Origin of the sequence: Nocardia testacea NBRC 100365 (genome assembly GCF_000308775.1) — a bacterium.
GTDB classification, from domain to species: Bacteria; Actinomycetota; Actinomycetes; order Mycobacteriales; family Mycobacteriaceae; genus Nocardia; species Nocardia testacea.
The window spans coordinates 1-17,635 of record NZ_BAGJ01000044.1 but is presented as its reverse complement, the minus strand read 5'-3'; the positions used below and the strand labels follow the sequence as shown (position 1 = coordinate 17,635).

Genomic DNA, 17,635 nt, shown 5'->3' with positions numbered 1-17,635 from the left:
GCTGTCGGCGGCGGGCCGGCCCGCGGCGGGTCTGCTGGCGATCGCCGCGGGCACGGCCATCGTGGTCCTCGCGGTCACGCTGTTCCGAGGCGGGTTCGCCGATACCGTCGCGGTCACCGTGCATTCGCCGCGCGCCGGCCTGGTGATGTACCCGGATGCCGAAGTGAAACTGCGTGGGGTGACGGTGGGCGCGGTGCAGTCCATCGCCGAACGGCCCGACGGCACCGCCGAGATCGAGCTCGCCATCGACCGCGGCAAGCTGGATCGCATACCGGCCGATGTCACCGTGGATATCGCCTCCACCACCGTGTTCGGCGCCAAGTACATCCAGCTGGTACCGCCCGAGCAGCCCACGGACCGCCATCTCGAAGCCGGTCAGGTGTTCGCCGCCGACAGCGTGACGGTCGAGATCAATACGGTCTTCCAGCAGCTCACCCAGGTACTCGGGGAGATCCAGCCGGAGAAACTCAATGAGACTCTCGGCGCGCTGGCCGATGCGATGCGGGGACGCGGGGACCGGGTGGGCCAGATGATGGTCGATCTGGAGGCGTTCCTGGCGAAACTCGAACCCGGATTACCCGCGCTGCGCGCCGATCTGGCGATGGCGCCACAGGTTGCCGGGGTGTACGCGGACTCGGCGCCCGCCCTCGTACAAACCGTCGGTAACGCCACCGCGCTCAGCGATACCGTGGTGGCCGAACAGCAGCAGCTCGACGTCCTGCTGATGAGCCTGATCGGTCTGGCCGATACCGGGAACCGGGTGATCGGCGACAACGGCCCGGCGCTGGTGAGCACCCTCGATGTCCTGGTCCCGACCACCGACCTCACCAACCGCTACCGGCAGGCACTGACCTGCGCGCTGGACGGCCTGGGCTATCTGGCGTCGGTGGATCCGGTAAAAGTTCCCGGTATCGGGCTGTCGGCGAACTTCCTCTGGGGTGTGCAGCCCTACCGCTATCCGGAGCATCTGCCGAAGGTCGCGGCCTCGGGCGGGCCGCAGTGCTCGATGCTGCCGGTCGGCTACGAGGATTTCCCGCCGTATGTGGTCACCGATATCGGCGCCAATCCGCACGCCGGGCCCTTCCGGTCCGGGCTGACCTTGAACACCGAATCGCTGGCGCGAGCGCTGTTCGGTCCGGCCGCCGCCGGGAAAGGAGCCCCGTGATGAGCGACCGGAACACCCCCCTGGTGAAATTCGGCGTCTTCGCCGCGGTGATGGTGGTGCTCTCCGCCTGCCTGATCATCGTGTTCGGCGAATACCGCAGCGGCTCCACCACCGAATACTCGGCGATGTTCGCCGATTCGTCGGGCCTGCGCGACGGCGACACCGTGCGGGTCTCGGGAGTGGTCGTGGGCTCGGTACGCGGGGTCACGCTGGAGAAGGACCAGCGGGTGCGGGTGGATTTCGACGCCGACCGCGCGCTGCCGCTGACCACCGGGACACAGGTGGCGGTGCGTTACCTCAACCTCGTCGGAGACCGCTATCTCGAACTCACCGACAAACCCGGCAACACCCTGCCGCCCGGCGGGCAGCTGCCGGTCGAGAACACCGTCGGCGCGCTCGATCTGGACCTGCTGCTCGGTGGACTGAAACCGGTGATCCAGGGACTCGATGCCCGGGACGTGAACGCGCTGACCTGGTCGCTGCTCGAAATCGTGCAGGGCAAGGAGAGCACCGTGAACTCCATCCTCGGCCGGACCGCGTCGTTCTCCGCGGCGCTCGCCGACAACAACGAGGTCATCGAGCAGTTGATCGACAATCTGAACACCGTGATGACGACGCTGTCCGCGGAGGGCGGTCAGTTCACGAATCTGGTGGACCGGCTCGAACAGCTCATCACCCAGCTCGGCAACAACCGCGACCCCATCGCCGCGGCCATCGACTCGCTGGAGGCCGGGACCGCCACGGTCGCCGATCTGCTCACCCAGGGCCGGCCGCCGCTGGCCGGCGCGATCGACCAGGTCAACCAGCTCGCCGCCAATATCGACGGCGACAGCCAGACCCTGGACACCGCACTGCAGAAGGCGCCGGAGAACTTCCGCAAACTGGTGCGCACCGGGGCCTACGGCAACTTCATCCAGTACTACCTGTGCGATCTGACGCTGCGGGTCAACGATCTGTCCGGTCAGGTCGTGGAGATCCCGGCCGCCGTACAGACCGACGGAAGGTGCGCTCCCTGAGATGTTTCGATACCGCGGAAGACATCTGCTGCGGCACGGCCTGATCGGGATCGTGCTCATCGTCTGTGTCATCTCGCTGGGACTGCAGTCACAGCAGGTGATCGCCTGGGGTACCACCGTGCGCTATCAGGCCGTGTTCCAGGAGGCCGGTGGGCTGGAGGCCGGGGACGAGGTGATCGTGTCGGGAGTGCGGGTCGGCTCGGTGACCGAGGTCGGACTCGACAACGGGGACGCGCGGGTGGTGTTCACCGTGCGCAGCTCGGTCCCGGTCGGCGCGGAGAGCTCGGTCCAGATCAAAACGGGCTCGCTGCTGGGCAAGCGGATCATGACCCTGGTCTCGCGTGGCACCGAACACCTGCGCCCGCTGGACACCATCCCGATCGAGCGCACCTCGTCGCCGTATTCGCTGACCGACGCGCTGGGTGACCTCACCACCAACGCCGTTGCCATGGACACCGATTCGCTGAACAACTCGCTGAACATGCTGTCGTCCACACTCGATGAGATCGCGCCGCAATTGGGCCCGGCGTTCGACGGACTGTCGGAGCTGTCGAAATCCATCAACAGCCGCAATACCGCGCTGCGCGATCTGCTCACCGCCTCCCGGGATGTCACCGCGATCCTCGCCGACCGCAGTCAGCAGGTGAACACCATGCTGCTCAACGCCAATACGCTGATCGGGGCCCTGGACGACCGCCGGCAGGCGATCGCCACACTGCTGGCCAATACAGCGGCGGTGGCCGATCAGCTCACCCAGCTGGTGGCCGACAACGAGGCCGAATTGGGACCCGCCCTGGACCGGTTGAACTCGGTGGCCGCACTACTGCAGCGCAACCGCGACAATATCGCGGCGGCTATTCCCGGCCTGGCGAAAGCCTCCCTCACCCAGGGCGAGGCCGTATCGGGCGGTCCGTTCTACAACGCCTATGTCGCCAACCTGATCCCGGCCCAGTGGATCCGGCCGTTCGTGGATGCCGCGTTCGGCGGCTCTGTCCCGCAACCCCCGGCCCCGCAACCGGCCGCACCTCTACCGGGCGCGCCGCAGCCGGCCGCACCCCGACCGGGGGCGCCACGATGAACCGGATACTGATTACGCGGGTGGTCGCGGGCGTACTGGTGGTCGCGGTGGTGGCCGCCGCATTCGTCGTGGTGAACCGTATGCTGCTCGCGCCCACGACCATCCGCGCCGTGTTCGGCACCGCCACCGCCATCTACCCCGGTGACGACGTGCGGGTGTCCGGAGTTGAGGTCGGCACGATCGCGGGAATCGAACCGCACGGCACCACCGTGGAAATGGAACTGCGCATCGCCCAGGGCGTGGATATCCCGGCCGAGGCGGGGGCGGTGATCGTCGCGCAGAGTCTCGTGGACTCCCGCTACGTCCAGCTGACCCCCGCCTATCGGGGAGCGGGCGAGACCCTGCCCGACGGCGCCGTGATCCCGCTGGAACGCACCGCGGTGCCGGTGGAATGGGATGAGATCAAAACCCAGCTCACCCGGCTGGCCACCGAACTGGGACCCGACGGCGACAAGTCCTCCGGGCCCGCGGGCCGTTTCATCGACAGCGCCGCCGACGCGCTCGCCGGTAACGGCGACAAGTTGCGCCAGGTGCTCGCGCAACTGTCCGGTGTCGGCCGGATCCTGGCGAACGGCAGCGGCGATATCGCCGAGACCCTCGAGAACCTGCAGATCTTCGTCACCGCGTTGCGGGACAGCAATGTGCAGATCGTGCAGTTCCAGAACCGGCTGGCCACGCTGACCAGTGTGTTGGACAGCAGCCGTTCCGATCTCGACGCGGCCCTGAACAATCTGGCCATCGCGGTGGGCGAGGTGCAGCGGTTCGTCTCGGAGAACCGGGACAAAGCGAGCGAACAGGTGGGCCGGCTGGCCGACGTCACCCAGAACCTGGTGGACAATCGCGGCGAACTCGAGGAGCTGCTGCACATCTTCCCGACCAGCCTGGCCAATTTCTACAACATCTACAACCCCGATACCGGCACCGAGGCAGGGGTTTTCGTGCTGAACAACTTTTCCAACCCGATCGAGTTCGTCTGTGGCGGCATCGCCAGCGTGGAGAACATCGGCGCCGCGGAGGCCGCGCGCAAATGCCGCGACTACCTCGGGCCGGTGCTCGGCCTGATGAACTTCAACTATCTGCCGGTGCCGGTGAACCCCGGGCTCGGGCCCTCGGCCGACCCGGACAACATCATCTACAGCGAACCCGACCTGGTTCCGGCGGCCGCGGCCGTGGACCCCGCGGCGCCACCACCTCCACCGGCGCCCACCCTCGCCGATATCCTCTTCCCCGGCGGGCGGTGATCCCATGGTGAGACCGGAACGCGCATACCGGGTGCGCAGGGCTGTCATGGGTTGCGCGTGTGTGATCGCCTCCGCCTCCGGTTGCGCGTGGGACGGGGTGAACTCGCTGCCGCTGCCCGGCGCCACCGGCCGCGGCCCCGGCGCCACCACGCTCTATGTGGAAATGGCCGATGTCGGCACGCTGACCCCGAATTCGCCGGTGCTGATCGACGACGTGGTGGTCGGCAGTATCGGCGATATCCGGGTCGAGAACTGGCACGCCCTGGTGGAGGTGTCCGTCCGGCCGGGCGAGGCGATCCCGGCGAACGCGCAGGCGCGGGTCGGGCAGACCAGTCTGCTCGGGTCGATGCATCTGGCCCTGGACCCGCCACCCGGACAGGCGCCGCAGGGCCGGTTGGAATCCGGTGCCCGGATCGTCCTCGACGATACCGCGACCTATCCGTCGACCGAGCAGACCCTGGCCTCGCTGTCGGTGGTCGTCAACGGCGGTGGCCTGGGGCAGGTGGGCGATATCGTGAGCAGTCTCGGCGCGGCGTTCGAGGGGCGCGAGACGAATATCCGCGCACTGCTGGACCGGCTCGACGTCTTCCTGGGCACCCTCGACGCACAGCGCGCCGATATCGTCGCCACCATCGACGGGCTCAACCGGCTCGGTGCTACCTTCGCCGCCCAGCGCGATGTCCTCACCCAGGCACTGCGCCGGATCACACCGGCACTGGACGTCCTGATCCGGGAGCGGCCCGATCTGGTGACCGCACTGGATCGTCTGCGGACGTTCAGCGATACGACCAACGGCGTGCTGACCGCGGTGCACGACGATCTGCTCACCAACCTGCGCAATCTGGAACCCACCCTGAAGGCGCTGGCCGATGTGGGTCCCGACATCAACAAGGCCATCGCCTTCGCGACCGTGTTCCCCTACGGGCAGTACCTTGTCGACAATGGGGTGCGCGGCGATTTCATCAACCTCTTCGCCACGGTCGACCTGACCATCCCGCGCCTGCGCCGGGAACTGCTGCTGGGCACGCCGTGGGGTGATCCCACCGCCGTCATCCAGGCGGCGGTGGGCGATCCGGGTTACGCCGAGCAGACGAAGAATCCACTCGGTTTCGGAGTGAACGCTCCGGCGCCCACCCCGGCCCCCGCTCCTGAGCAGGCCCCGGCTCCCGCGCCCGCCCCGGCCGCTCCCGCACCCGGCCCCGCGCTGCCGTTCCCTCTGCCGCAGCTACCGCTACCGCAGATACCCCTGCCCCCCGGGATCGGAGGCCGCTGATGCTGCTGTCGCGCTTCGTCCGTGCCCAGCTGACCATCTTCGGTGTCGTGTCGGTGATCGGCCTGGTCGTGATGTCGGTCTTCTATATGAAACTGCCGAGCCTGGCCGGGGCCGGCACCATCGATGTGACGGTGGACCTACCGGAGGCCGGTGGGCTCTACCGGTTCGGCAATGTGACCTACCGCGGTATCCAGGTGGGCAAGGTGACCCGGGTCGACCTGGCCGGTGACGGCGTGCGGGCCAGACTCGCCATCGACGGCTCGTACCGCATCCCGGCCGATCTGACCGCCGAGGTGCGCAGCGTCTCCGCGGTGGGTGAACAGTACGTGGACCTGCTGCCGCGCACCGATTCGCCGCCGTATCTGTACGACGGCGCCACCATCGAACGCCGCGACACCGAGACCCCGCAACCCGTCGGGCCGATGCTGGACCGGCTCAGCGCGCTGGTCGGCACGATCCCGAAGGACGATCTGCGCCGGTTGCTCGACGAGATGTTCGCCGGAGTCAACGGTGCGAGCGAGGATCTCGATTCGCTGCTGAGCTCGGCCGAGAAACTGACCGCGACGATGAACGGTGTCGGCGACAACACCCGCATTCTGGTACAGGATGCGGCGCCGCTGCTGGATTCGCAGGTGCAGTCGGCCGACGCGATCCGGATCTGGACCCGCGCCACCGCCGATGTCACCGGTCGGCTGGTGGCGAACGACCCGCAGCTGCGCACCCTGCTGCACTCCGGGCCGGGCTTCGCCGACGAGGTGTCCGGCCTGCTGGATTCGCTGCATCTCACGCTGCCGGTGCTGCTGTCCAACCTGACCACGGTGGGGCAGCTGGCGGTCACCTACAACGCCGGCCTGGAACAGCTGCTGGTGTTGCTGCCGCCGGCGGTGTCCCTGGTACAGGCGGTGCAGCCGACCAAGAACGCGTCCGGGCTGGGGATCGGCGATTTCCGGATCAGCGGTGTCTCCGATCCGCCGGCGTGTACCGTCGGGTTCCTGCCGCCCTCGCAGTGGCGGTCGCCGCAGGACGTCACCACCATCGACACCCCCGACAACCTCTACTGCAAACTGCCGCAGGATCATCCGATCGCGGTCCGGGGCGCGCGCAATATCCCGTGCGCCGGCAACCCCGCCAAACGGGCCCCGACCGCGGCCATCTGCAACAGCGACCAGGATTTCGTGCCGGTCGCACCGGATCAGCCGGTGGTCGGGCCGTACCCCCGCGATCCGGAGCTGGAAGAGCAGGGCATTCCGCCGGATTCACGATTCTCGCCCCCGCCGGGTAACGCGCCGGCCGCGGATACGACGGCGCCGGGCGCCGCCGCGCCGGCCGTCGCCTTCGCCCGGTACGACCCGAAGACGGGTGAGTATCTGGGACCCGACGGGCAGCTCTACCGGCAGACCGATCTGGTGGCGGACAGCCACCGCAGCTGGGAGGAGATGCTTCCCCACTGAGCGGAAGACCGAGATCATTGTTCGGCCCGACCGCTACGCCGCTACCCTCGGCGCATGGATATACCCGAACTCGCCGATCTCATCTGGCTGTTCGAGGACGAGCCGACTCGGGAGTTCGATGATCTCGAGTGGCCCGTCGGACTGCATTCGTTCCGGCTCACGCGAGGGGCTCAGGCCGTACGGTTCTCGCTCGACCCAACGGCCGGCGAGGCGTATATCGGCCTCTCCGTCGGCGAGCGCGAACATACCTACCTGGGCCGTCTTCGCCGAGTGGACCAGGTGAGCGTAGACCGAGGCCCGGCCGGCTACGAAGGTCTGCGGATCTGGTTCTCGAGTGACACGAACGATCCCCTCGTGCTGCAGACCAAACCTCGGATCCGCTTGTCATGGGATGTGAAAACCCTTGGTACCTGGTAGCCCGTCCAAGCGGGGATCGGCGACATCCCGGGGCGGCCGACCGCATGTGGCATGCGCCGCGGGCGCGAGTCCCGAGGCCTGAACGACGGGACCGAGGGGCTCGACCCTCATGACGGCGCGGGCGGCACCGATGAACAGCTCAACTCCGGGGGAGGCCGAGTACGCGCTGGGCGATGATATTGCGCTGGATCTCGGAGGTGCCGCCCGCGATGGTGCCGGAGAAGCTGCGTAGGTAGCGTTCGAACCAGCTCGGCGCGTGATCCTCCAGGTTCAGCAGATTGTGCCGGGAGGTGACCGACGGATGGGTCAGGCCGTCGGCGCCGGCGGCGTCGAGCGCGGCCTCCAGGCCGTTCTGCACGGCTTCCGAACCCAGCAGTTTCAGTACCGACAGCGCCGCCACATCGGTTTCGCCGCGCGATTCGCGGGCCAGGGCCGCCGAGCCCAGCAGTTCCAGCGCCTGCAGGTCCATCACCGAGGTCGCGAAGCGGTCGGTGTCCAGTTCGGTGCGCGGCGTGAAATCCGCGACCAGCATCCGCAGCCGCTGAGCGAAACTCATCCACAGCAGGGTGCGTTCGTGCCCGAGCGACCCGTTGGCCACGATCCAGCCCTTGTTCAGCTCACCCACCAGGTTCTCCGCCGGAACACGGGCGCCCTCGAAGAAGACCTCGTTGAAATCGAGGTCGTCGGAAGCGCACGCCGAGGCGAACGGCCGGCGTCGCACCCCCGGGGTATCGGTGGGGATCAGCAGTACCGAGATGCCGCGATGTTTGGGGGCCGCCGGATCGGTGCGGACGAAGGTCAGGATGACATCGGAATCGTGTGCCCCGGAGGTCCACACCTTCTGGCCGTCGACGACGAAATGGTCACCGTCGCGCACGGCCCGGGTCCGCAACCCGGCCAGATCCGAACCCGCCCCGGGTTCGCTCATGCCGAGCGCGGCCGGCATCTCGCCGCGGAGGATGGGTACGGCCCACTTCCGCTGCTGTTCGGGGGTGCCGAAGGTGATGAGGGAGGCGGCGATGATGCCCTGGCCCTGCGGGTTGCAGCTTTCGTAGATCTTGCGTGCGGCCAGTTCCTCGCGGTGCACGTACTGCTGCAGAACGGTGGCGTTGCGGCCGCCGAACTCGGGCGGATACCCCGGCACCAGCCAGCCGTGATCGAATTGGACCGACTGCCATTCGCGGGCCCACGGCGGCACATGCGAGCTCGACCGGGGTCGCTCGACCGCGGTGGCCTCGGGCGGCAGGTACTCGTCGAGGAACGCGATGAACTCGGCGCGGAACCGTTCCACATCCTCGTCGAAAGTCAGCTGCACTGGGGACCTCCTTTGGCGGATGATGAGAATATCATTCTCTTGTCAGGATATTCTAGTTTCCAAAGGTGGGGCGACCGGCCGGGACGACGGGTTCACTCCGGTGAAGGGTCGCCGCGGTGACGGGAGGTACGGCCATGCGGAGTGCCGGCAGTGGGCTGACCCTGCAGCAGCGGATCGACGCGCGGTCGGTCCGCACCACCGAACTCTTCGGCAGTGCGGCGGTCCAGCGCTTCCTGGACGCCGCCCGGGCGCTGATCACCGAACGCGGCAGTACCGATTTCACGATGCATGAGGTGGTGGACCACGCGGGCCAGTCGCTACGCAGTTTCTACCTGCTCTTCGACGGTAAACACGAACTGCTGCTGGCTCTCTACGAAGAGGCCATCGCGAAAGTGGCCGGCCAGATCCGCGAGGCCACCGGCAACGATGACGATCCACTGGATAAACTGCGGCTCGCGGTGGAATTGCTGTTCGAGTTCTGCCGGCCGGACCCGGGCGCGCATCGTCCGCTGTTCACCGAATACGCGCCGCAGCTGCTGATGTCGGACCCCATCGAGATCCAGGTCGCACACGCGTCGCTGTTCGAGTTGCTGGCCGATCTCATGTGCGACGCGGCCGCCGCGGGTCATCTTCGGCCCGATACGCGACCGCGCCGGCTGGCCGCGATGACTCTGCAGACGGTGATGTTCGTGGCCCAGGGTGCCCGCACCGACGACGGGTCGAATGCGATCACCGCGGCCGAGGTGTGGAACCTCTGCGCCTTCGGTGTGCTCGGGAACGGCGCCGCGGATGCCCGTCGGTGAGGTGGCGGCATGAGCGGGCCGCGCGGTCGGTGAATCGGCGGTGCGATGCAGCGGATATGATATTCTCAGTTTTTGAGAATATCGATATCGGCACGGGCCGGGCGCGGCGACGCCCGGCGTTCGGGAAGTAGTCGTATGAGTATTTCGCTACTGCTGGATATGGCGGCCTCGACCGACCCGGATCGAGTGGCCGTCGTCTCCGGCGAATCGCGCTGGACCGGTGCGGAACTGGATACGCTGGCGCACGGCGGTGCGGGCGCGATCGCGACCTCCGGCGCGCGCAGCGTCGCGTATGTGGGCACCGGGGGTGCGCTGCTGCCGCTGCTGATCTTCGCCTCCGCTCGGGCCGGGGTGCCGTTCACCCCGTTGAACTATCGGCTCGGCGGCGACAAACTCGCCGAACTCGTACGACGCCTCGACGCGCCACTGGTCGTCCACGACGACGCCTACGCGCACGCGGTCACCGGTACGGCCGATCTGCTGTGGACCGCGGCCGAATTCCTGGAGCGCGCGCGGACCGCCGACCCGGCCGGCGCCGACCCCGATCCCGACTCCGCGGCCGTCGTGCTGTTCACCTCCGGGACCACCTCGCAGCCGAAAGCCGTCGAACTCTCGCACAACAATCTGGTCAGTTACATCACCGGCACGGTGGAATTCGCCTCCGCCGCGCCCGAGGACGTATCGCTGATCTGCGTACCGCCCTACCATGTGGCCGGCGTCGGCGCGGCGCTGTCGAACCTGTACGCGGGCCGGAAGATGGTGTACCTGCGCAATTTCGAACCGCAGGAATGGATCCGGCTGGTGGAGACCGAGCGGGTCACCACCGCGACCGTTGTGCCGACCATGCTGGACCGGATCATCGCCGGCCTGCAGGCGAGCGGATCGCGCCTGCCTACCCTGCGGGCCCTCGCCTACGGCGGGTCCAAGGTCGGGCTGCCACTGGTACGCACCGCGCTCGAACTGCTACCCCATGTCGGCTTTGTCAATGCTTACGGGCTCACCGAAACCAGTTCCACCATCGCCGTCCTCGGACCCGAGGACCACCGGGCCGCCCTGGCCGCCACCGACCCGGCGGTCGCCGCCCGGCTGGGCTCGGTCGGGCAGCCGGTCCGGGGTATCGAGGTGCAGATCCGCGACGAGAGCGGCGCGGTCGTGCCCGCGGGTATCGCCGGGGAGCTGTTCGTCCGCGGGCCGCAGGTCTCGGGCCGGTACACCGGGATCGGCTCGGTACTCGATGCCGAAGGCTGGTTCCCCACCAGAGATCTCGCGGTGCTGGACGAGGACGGGTATCTGTTCGTCCACGGCCGCAGCGACGACACCATCATCCGGGGCGGGGAGAACATCGCCCCGGCCGAGATCGAGGATTTCCTGGTCGAGCATCCGGCCGTGCACGAGGTCGCGGTGGTCGGCGTCGAGGATGCCGAATGGGGCCAGATCATCGTCGCGGTGGTGGTACCCGCCGATCCCGGCAGCGTGCCCGATCCCGAAGAGCTGCGCGCCTACGCGCGATCCGGATTGCGCGGATCCCGGACCCCGGACCGCGTGGTGTTCCGATCCGAACTCCCCGCCACCCCCACCGGGAAGATCCTGCGCCGTGAACTCGTCGCCGATCTCACCCGCGAGACCGCCGGCGCGTAACCGCAGAAAGGAACAATGCTCATGGTCAAAACCGGTACCCGGCTACGGAGCCAGGTATGCAGTACCGAGGTCATCATCGTCCGGGCCGCCGACAGCCTCGACGATCTGCGGGCCGGCGGGGTACCGATGGTGCCCATCGACGGTGGCGCGACCGAGCCGGCCGGCGGTCCGCGGGAGGGTTTCGCGGAGGGCAATCTCATCGGTAAACGCTATGTCGACGACGGCGGCGCCGAAGTGCTCGTGACCAAGGCCGGCGCCGGGACGCTCAGTATCGGCACCACGCCGCTGGCCGTCAAAGAAGCGAAGCCGCTGCCCGCCAGCGACTAGTTATGGCTCCGCATTTGCTCCGGTCGTGCGTGGGCCGCGGGCGGGGTGCGCCGACAGTGCCCTTCAGACGAGTGATCGAGGTGGGAACATGACACAGGCCACCACCGACCCGCTTATCTTGGCGGCGGAGGAAGCCGACGCCGAAGCGGCGGCCGCGGAGGCCGAAGCGGTCGCCGCGCAGGCGTCCGCGACGGCGGCTCGTGCCCGGGCCCGGGCAGCGCGGCTACGCCGGGAGGCCGGGACAGCGGGCGAGCCACCCGGTTCCGGTGCCGGAGCGGAGAAACCGAGCGCTGCGGCACCGGTGGCCGACACTTCGACGGAGCTCGCGGACGATGGCGCCCCCAACGCAGCACCGGACACGGACCCGGCGGAAGCGGCCGGTATCGATTCGGAGCCGACCGTCTCCGGTGCCGATTCGGAGCGCGCGGGGTCCGGTGCCGATTGGGAGCGCGCGGGGTCCGGGACCGATCCGGACCGCCGCGCGCCCGACACCGAGCCCGCGGGGGCCGATACCTCCGTGAGCCGTTCCGGGAATTCGGAAGACGGCGTGCGCGGCAGCACGCGAAAGAAGCCCGCGCAGCCGGACGATACCCGGCGCGTACGGGTGTTGCGGCGGCTTCCCCGACCGGGCTTCCGCCTGCCCCCGGCCCGCGCGCTGGCCCGGACCCTCGCCGGCGTCGTGGTGGTCGCGGCCCTCGCGGTCAGTGGTTTCTCGGTCTGGAACCACCATCAGGCCGGTGTCCGGCAGGCTCGCGCCGACGAGTACCTCGCGGCCGCACGGCAGGGAGTCCTGGCGCTCACCAGTATGGATTCCGGGCGCGCCGCCGACGACGTGCGGCGGGTGCTCGACAATTCCACCGGTGCCTTCCGCACCGATTTCCAGACCCGTTCGGAGGATTTCGCCAAGGTCGTCGAGCAGTCGAAGGTCGCCACTCAGGGCGAGATCACCGCTTCGGCGGTCGAATCCATGACCGACGAATCGGCGGTGGTCCTGGTCTCCGCGGTCTCCCGGATCACCAATTCCGCGGGAGCGCAGCAGGAGCCGCGGGTGTGGCGGTTGAGTGTCACAGTCACCCGGGACGGCCCGGATCCGAAGATGTCGAAAGTGGAGTTCGTGCCGTGAGAATCGCCGGCTTCCTCCGTTCTGTACGTCGTGCCCCGGAACCGCTGCTGCTCACCCTGGTGTCCGTGGTCGCGGTGGCCGTGGCCGCGTCCCTGCTGGTCTTCCAGTACCGCCCGGACAACCACGGCGACGCGGTGCGCAACGAGGTCCTCACCGCGGCGACCGAGGGCACCGTGGCGCTGCTCTCGTATTCCCCCGAGTCGCTGGACACCGATTTCGCGGCGGCGAGATCCCGGATGACCGGCGATTTCCTGACCTACTACAACCAGTTCACCGAAAGGGTCATCGCACCCGCCGCCAAGGAGAAGTCGGTGAAGACGACGGCGACGATCGTGCGGTCGGCGGTGGCCGAACTCCACGCCGATTCGGCCGTCGCGCTGCTGTTCATCAACCAGACGACCACCAGCGCCGAGAAACCCGATCCCGCGCTGGCGGCCAGCAGCGTCCGGGTGACCCTGTCGAAGGTGGAGGGCTCGTGGCTGATCTCATCGTTCGATCCCGTCTGAGTCGCGATCCCGCGCGGCGATACCGCTGCCGCCGGTAATGCGTTCCGGCGAACGCGCGACCGGGCGCGCTCAGGCCGGTACGGCCACCGGAACGTGGGTGGTGGCGATGCGGTGCAGGAGCCGGGCGCCGGTCCGTGCGGTGCGACCGTCGATATCGAATGCCGGGTTGAGTTCGGCGATATCGACGACCGCCAGTTTGCCGGCGGCGCTCACTCGATCGCACACCCGCTGGATGATCTCGACCGGCACACCGTAGGCCGCCGGCGCGCTGACGCCGGGGGCGACGGCAGCCGGGAGGACATCGAGATCGATGGTGAGATGGGCGATATCGATATCGTCGAGGAAGTCGTCGACGAAGCGGTCCACCTCGGCGCGGTCGGCGATACCGCAGCGCTCGTCGGGCAGGTAGCGGACGCCGAAGCGGTGCGCGGTGTCGAAGAGTGCGGCGGTATTACTCGGCTGGCTGATGCCGAGCACGGCGTAGCGGAAGCTCGTTCCCGCCTCCGCTTCCCGTTCGGCCATCTGCCGGAACGGGGTACCGGAACTGGGCGTGGGGTCACCGCGCAGATCGAAGTGGGCGTCGAGATTCAGCACGCCCAGGCGGGGGAGGCGTTTCCGCAGCCGGGAGGCGGCGACACCCTGATACGTGCCGAAGGCCACCTCGTGCCCCCCGCCGAGGACGATCGGGAGCCGGCCGCCGTCCAGCGCGGCGGTGACGGCGCGGCCGAGTGCGGCCTGTCCGGCCTCGAGCGCCGTTCCGACGGTGATCGTTCCGGCGTCCGCGAGCGGAATGCGCCGTTCGAGAGCCATGGAGGCCAGTGCCGACCGGAGTGCCGTGGGGCCGTCCGCGGCGCCGCGGCGACCCCTGTTGCGGGCGACACCCTCGTCGCTCGCGAAACCGATGAGAACACTGCCGCTGCCGGGCTCGGGAGCGTACGCGGTGATCGCGTGGTGCCAGCGCAGATGTTCGTCGCCCGGACCGTCGGTCCGTCCGCGCCACGGTTGCGCGGGGGTATCGACCTCGATCTCGTAACTCATATCGACACTCCCGTGACATGATTCGATTCCCGGATACACCGGCGGCCGTCCTTGAAAACCTCGCCGACCAGCGGGACCCCGGGCCGGTAGGCGAGATGGAGGTGGCTGGGCGCGTCGAGAACGACCGCATCGGCCCGCGCCCCGATCCGGAGACTGCCCACGTCCGTGCGGCGCAACGCCGCGGCGCCGCCCGCGGTCGCCGCGCGGACTGCCTCGTCGGGGGTCATATGCATATCGCGGACCGCGATCGCGATACAGAACGGCAGGCTCGTGGTGTAGCTGGTGCCCGGATTGCAGTCGGCGCCCAGGGCGACCGTGACGCCCGCGTCGAGCAGGGCGCGCGCGTCGGGATAGTCGTTGCGGGTGCAGAAATCGGCGCCGGGCAGCAGGGTGGCCACGGTCGGGCTGCCCGCGAGAGCGTCGATATCGGCGCGCGTCACGTAGGTGACGTGATCGACCGAGGCCGCGCCCATTTCCACGGCCAGCCGCACCCCCGGGCCTTCGCCGAGCTGATTGCCGTGGACGCGCGGAATCAGGCCGTGCGCCACGCCCGCGCTCAGTACGGCGTGGGCCTGGTCGCGATCGAAGGCACCCCGCTCACAGAAGACATCGATCCATTTCGCGTGCGGGGCGCACACCTCGATCATCTCCTCGCACACCATCCGTACATAGTCGTCGGCGCGGCCCGCGTACTCGGGTGGCGGCACATGTGCGGCCAGCAGGGTCACCTCGTCGGTGAACCGCCCGGCTATCTGCGCGCTGCGCAGTTCGTCGGCGGTGCGCTGCCCGTATCCGGTCTTGCACTCGACGGTCGTGCTGCCGGATCGCAGCGACTCGTCCATCAGCCGCCGCACCGTGCCGGCGAGTTGCTCGTCGCTCGCCGCGCGGGTGGCCTCGATGGTGGTGCGGATACCGCCCGCCCCGTACTTCTCGCCCGACATCCGCGCCGCGAACTCCGCGGCGCGGTCGCCGGCGAAGACCAGATGCGAATGACTCTCCACGAACCCGGGCAGCACCGCCCGGCCACCGAGGTCGTGGGCGGTATCCGCCGCGGGGGCGTCGCGGGAGTCGCCCACCCAGGCCACCACGCCGTCCTCGAAGACGATCGCCGCGTCGTGCCGGAGACCGAGCATCCCTTCGCCCAGTTCCGGATCGTTGGTGACGAGGGTTCCGATATCGGTCAGTGCGGTGGTCCGGGGACCGGTGGTGGTCACGTACGGCTCCTTGGCGCGTGTCGGGTAGGGGCGGTGGTGCGGGTGTCAGACGCGGCTGCCGGTGATCCCGGTGTGGGCCGGGTAGATCATCGTGTCGGGTGGGTTGTTCGTCCGCCGGGCCACCGGGTAGTAGATCGCCGCGGTGAACGCGATGCCGACGATCCAGGAGATGTCCGCGCCGCCGAGCATTTCGGTGATCGGGCCGGTGTAGAGCTTCTGTGCCAGGAACGGGATCTGGGCGATCACGCCCAGCACGTAGCAGGCCAGGGCCGGGAGGTTCCAGGATCCGTAGCGTCCGTCGGCGTCGTAGAGCGCCGGGATGTCGACCTTCTCCCGTGAGATCAGGTAGTAGTCGATCAGGTTGATCGCGCTCCACGGTGTGAACACCATCAGCAGCACCAGCACGAAGTTCTTGAAATTGGCCAGGAAGTCCGCGCTGGCCGCGATCGCGATCAGCATCGACACGATCGTGAAGCCGAGGATGTACAGGGTGCGTGCGGTGGTGGAGATCTGCGAGCGGCCGTTGAACGCGGTGACGGTGGTGAGGATCGACATGAACCCGCCGTAGGCGTTGAGGACGTTGATGGTCAGTTTGCCGACCACGACGACCAGGTAGATCAGTACGGCGATGATCGCGGGACCGGCCAGCTCGCCCAGGAACCCGACCTGGTTGCCGAGGAAGGCGTCGCCGGCGACGGCGGCGATCAGCGCACCGAAGGTCATCGACCACTGCGATCCGATGACGCTGCCGAGGAAGGTCGACCAGAAGGTGGTGCGTTCATCGGTTTCCCGGGGCAGATACCGGGAGTAGTCGGCCACGTACGGACCGAAGGTGAGCTGCCAGCCGGCGCCGAGGGAGATCGCCAGCAGGAAGGTCACCATATCGAAGTCGACGATCCCGACGTATTCGGTGACGTCGTATTCGAGGAAGAACCGGACGGCCAGATAGGTGAAGCCGACGGCGCCCACGACGGTCGCGATGCGGCCGACGATATGGATGAGTTTGTAGCCGGTGACGGCGACGAAGGCCGTGAGCAGCCCGAAGATCACGATCCCGAGCGCGGCGTTGTCGATACCGATCACTTTGTTGACGGCTTGGCCGGCCAGGACCGTGCCGGTGGCGGCGAAGCCGAGGTACATGAGGATCACCAGGACCAGCGGTACGGCGGCGCCCTTCACGCCGAACTGGGCGCGGCTGGAGATCATCTGCGGCAGGCCCATCCGCGGGCCCTGGGCGGAGTGCAGTGCCATCACCGCGCCGCCGAAGATATTGCCGATGAACAGACCGACGATGGCCCACAGCGCGTCGGCGCCGAAGACGACGGCCAGGGCGCCGTCCACGATGGCGGTGATCTGCATATTGGCGCCGAACCACAGGGTGAACTGGCTGCGCGGAGTGCCGTGGCGCTCATTGTCGGGGACGACGTCGATGGTGCGTCGTTCCGGGGTGATCAGCACCTCGGATGTGCCGTCGTGTGTCATCGGTCCTGCTCTTTCTGCGGCGACCGCCACCGCGCGGCGGGGTCGGGGGCCGGCTGTACTGCCCACCATTTCGGTGTTGTGTGCGCTGGATCACGCCATCCGAAACATGTATAGGCCTGTATATACAGGTCTGTCAATGTCCAAGTGTATTCCGCCTGGTCGGAGCACTGTCGAGGGGCGTGTCACCAGGTACATGCGGACTGGCGGGTGTCATCGGCCGAAGGTGGCGACGAAACCGTCACCCCCGATGACCCGGATGAGGGTGCACTCCCGGATCGGTGCGTAGAGACGCCCCCTGCTCGGCGTCGATATCGCCGCCGACGAGATGCCCGCGCCCTCGGTGCCGTCGCCCGAGTCTTGCCGACAGCAGGAAGGGGTGTGAGATGCGGTAACGCGCGACCTCGCGCACAATTGTCGGAATCTGTGGAGAACCGCTACGGCGCAGCACCGCATACATGTGCCGGAGACCATTCAGGATGGGTGAGTATTGGACCGTTCGTTATCTGGAAATCCGGTTTCTCCACCGGAACGGGGCTGACGGGCAGGCG

At 68.2% G+C, this 17,635-nt stretch carries 16 protein-coding genes; 12 read left to right on the top strand and 4 right to left on the bottom strand.

Annotation, left to right across the window (positions count from 1 at the left end; translation table 11 throughout):
- Position 1 precedes the first annotated feature (1 nt).
- Genes ON38_RS06375 through ON38_RS06345 form a run of 7 tightly spaced genes read left to right on the top strand, consistent with a single transcriptional unit; the run spans position 2 to position 7,641 of the window.
- Entirely contained in the window at positions 2-1,165 is a 1,164-nt protein-coding gene (locus ON38_RS06375; RefSeq protein ID WP_039823150.1) for an MCE family protein, read from the top strand.
- Positions 1,165-2,181, top strand: coding sequence for an MCE family protein (locus ON38_RS06370; RefSeq protein ID WP_039823148.1), 1,017 nt, complete (start codon positions 1,165-1,167; stop codon positions 2,179-2,181). The genes ON38_RS06375 and ON38_RS06370 overlap by 1 nt, the downstream gene beginning before the upstream one ends.
- A 1-nt stretch (position 2,182) precedes the next feature.
- Positions 2,183-3,259: an MCE family protein gene (locus ON38_RS06365; RefSeq protein WP_051164434.1), complete on the top strand. Its 1,077-nt coding sequence runs from the start codon at positions 2,183-2,185 to the stop codon at positions 3,257-3,259.
- A complete protein-coding gene (locus ON38_RS06360) occupies positions 3,256-4,500 on the top strand; it encodes an MCE family protein (RefSeq protein WP_051164433.1) in 1,245 nt (414 codons plus the stop codon). Before ON38_RS06365 ends, ON38_RS06360 begins: the two co-directional genes overlap by 4 nt.
- Positions 4,501-4,504: 4 nt before the next feature.
- The gene (locus ON38_RS06355; protein ID WP_039823146.1) at positions 4,505-5,773 is read left to right on the top strand and encodes an MCE family protein; all 1,269 of its coding nucleotides are present in this window, start codon (positions 4,505-4,507) and stop codon (positions 5,771-5,773) included.
- A gap of 2 nt (positions 5,774-5,775) precedes the next feature.
- The gene (locus tag ON38_RS06350; RefSeq protein WP_039823157.1) at positions 5,776-7,224 is read left to right on the top strand and encodes an MCE family protein; all 1,449 of its coding nucleotides are present in this window, start codon (positions 5,776-5,778) and stop codon (positions 7,222-7,224) included.
- Positions 7,225-7,278: 54 nt separating this feature from the next.
- Positions 7,279-7,641: a hypothetical protein gene (locus ON38_RS06345; protein WP_039823145.1), complete on the top strand. Its 363-nt coding sequence runs from the start codon at positions 7,279-7,281 to the stop codon at positions 7,639-7,641.
- Between the two features lie 139 nt (positions 7,642-7,780).
- On the opposite strand, the gene ON38_RS06340 is transcribed toward ON38_RS06345, so the two are convergent.
- Positions 7,781-8,956, bottom strand: coding sequence for an acyl-CoA dehydrogenase family protein (locus ON38_RS06340; protein WP_039823143.1), 1,176 nt, complete (start codon positions 8,954-8,956; stop codon positions 7,781-7,783).
- A 134-nt stretch (positions 8,957-9,090) separates the two neighbouring features.
- Here ON38_RS06340 and ON38_RS06335 point away from each other — a divergent pair, with 134 nt between their 5' ends.
- The 5 genes from ON38_RS06335 to ON38_RS06315 all read left to right on the top strand — a co-directional run bounded on the left by ON38_RS06335 (position 9,091) and on the right by ON38_RS06315 (position 13,353).
- Complete coding sequence (locus tag ON38_RS06335) at positions 9,091-9,759, top strand: TetR/AcrR family transcriptional regulator (protein WP_039823142.1); 669 nt, start codon at positions 9,091-9,093, stop codon at positions 9,757-9,759.
- A gap of 135 nt (positions 9,760-9,894) precedes the next feature.
- Positions 9,895-11,397, top strand: coding sequence for a class I adenylate-forming enzyme family protein (locus ON38_RS06330; RefSeq protein ID WP_039823140.1), 1,503 nt, complete (start codon positions 9,895-9,897; stop codon positions 11,395-11,397).
- Positions 11,398-11,418: 21 nt separating this feature from the next.
- Positions 11,419-11,724, top strand: a complete 306-nt coding sequence (locus ON38_RS06325; protein ID WP_039823155.1) for a hypothetical protein — start codon at positions 11,419-11,421, stop codon at positions 11,722-11,724.
- Positions 11,725-11,812: 88 nt separating this feature from the next.
- Positions 11,813-12,847, top strand: a complete 1,035-nt coding sequence (locus ON38_RS35530) for an Rv1363c family protein (protein WP_039823138.1) — start codon at positions 11,813-11,815, stop codon at positions 12,845-12,847.
- Positions 12,844-13,353: a hypothetical protein gene (locus tag ON38_RS06315; protein ID WP_051164431.1), complete on the top strand. Its 510-nt coding sequence runs from the start codon at positions 12,844-12,846 to the stop codon at positions 13,351-13,353. Before ON38_RS35530 ends, ON38_RS06315 begins: the two co-directional genes overlap by 4 nt.
- A 69-nt stretch (positions 13,354-13,422) precedes the next feature.
- Here ON38_RS06315 and hutG read toward each other — a convergent pair whose 3' ends face one another.
- From hutG to ON38_RS06300, 3 genes are read right to left on the bottom strand one after another with little or no spacing between them, the layout of a single operon-like run.
- Positions 13,423-14,391 carry a formimidoylglutamase gene (gene hutG / locus ON38_RS06310; RefSeq protein ID WP_039823136.1) on the bottom strand — a complete coding sequence of 323 codons (969 nt, stop codon included), beginning with the start codon at positions 14,389-14,391 and terminating at the stop codon, positions 13,423-13,425.
- Positions 14,388-15,605: an imidazolonepropionase gene (gene hutI, locus ON38_RS06305; RefSeq protein WP_051164430.1), complete on the bottom strand. Its 1,218-nt coding sequence runs from the start codon at positions 15,603-15,605 to the stop codon at positions 14,388-14,390. Before hutI ends, hutG begins: the two co-directional genes overlap by 4 nt.
- A gap of 45 nt (positions 15,606-15,650) precedes the next feature.
- Positions 15,651-17,087, bottom strand: a complete 1,437-nt coding sequence (locus ON38_RS06300) for a purine-cytosine permease family protein (protein ID WP_039823135.1) — start codon at positions 17,085-17,087, stop codon at positions 15,651-15,653.
- Positions 17,088-17,635 lie beyond the last annotated feature (548 nt).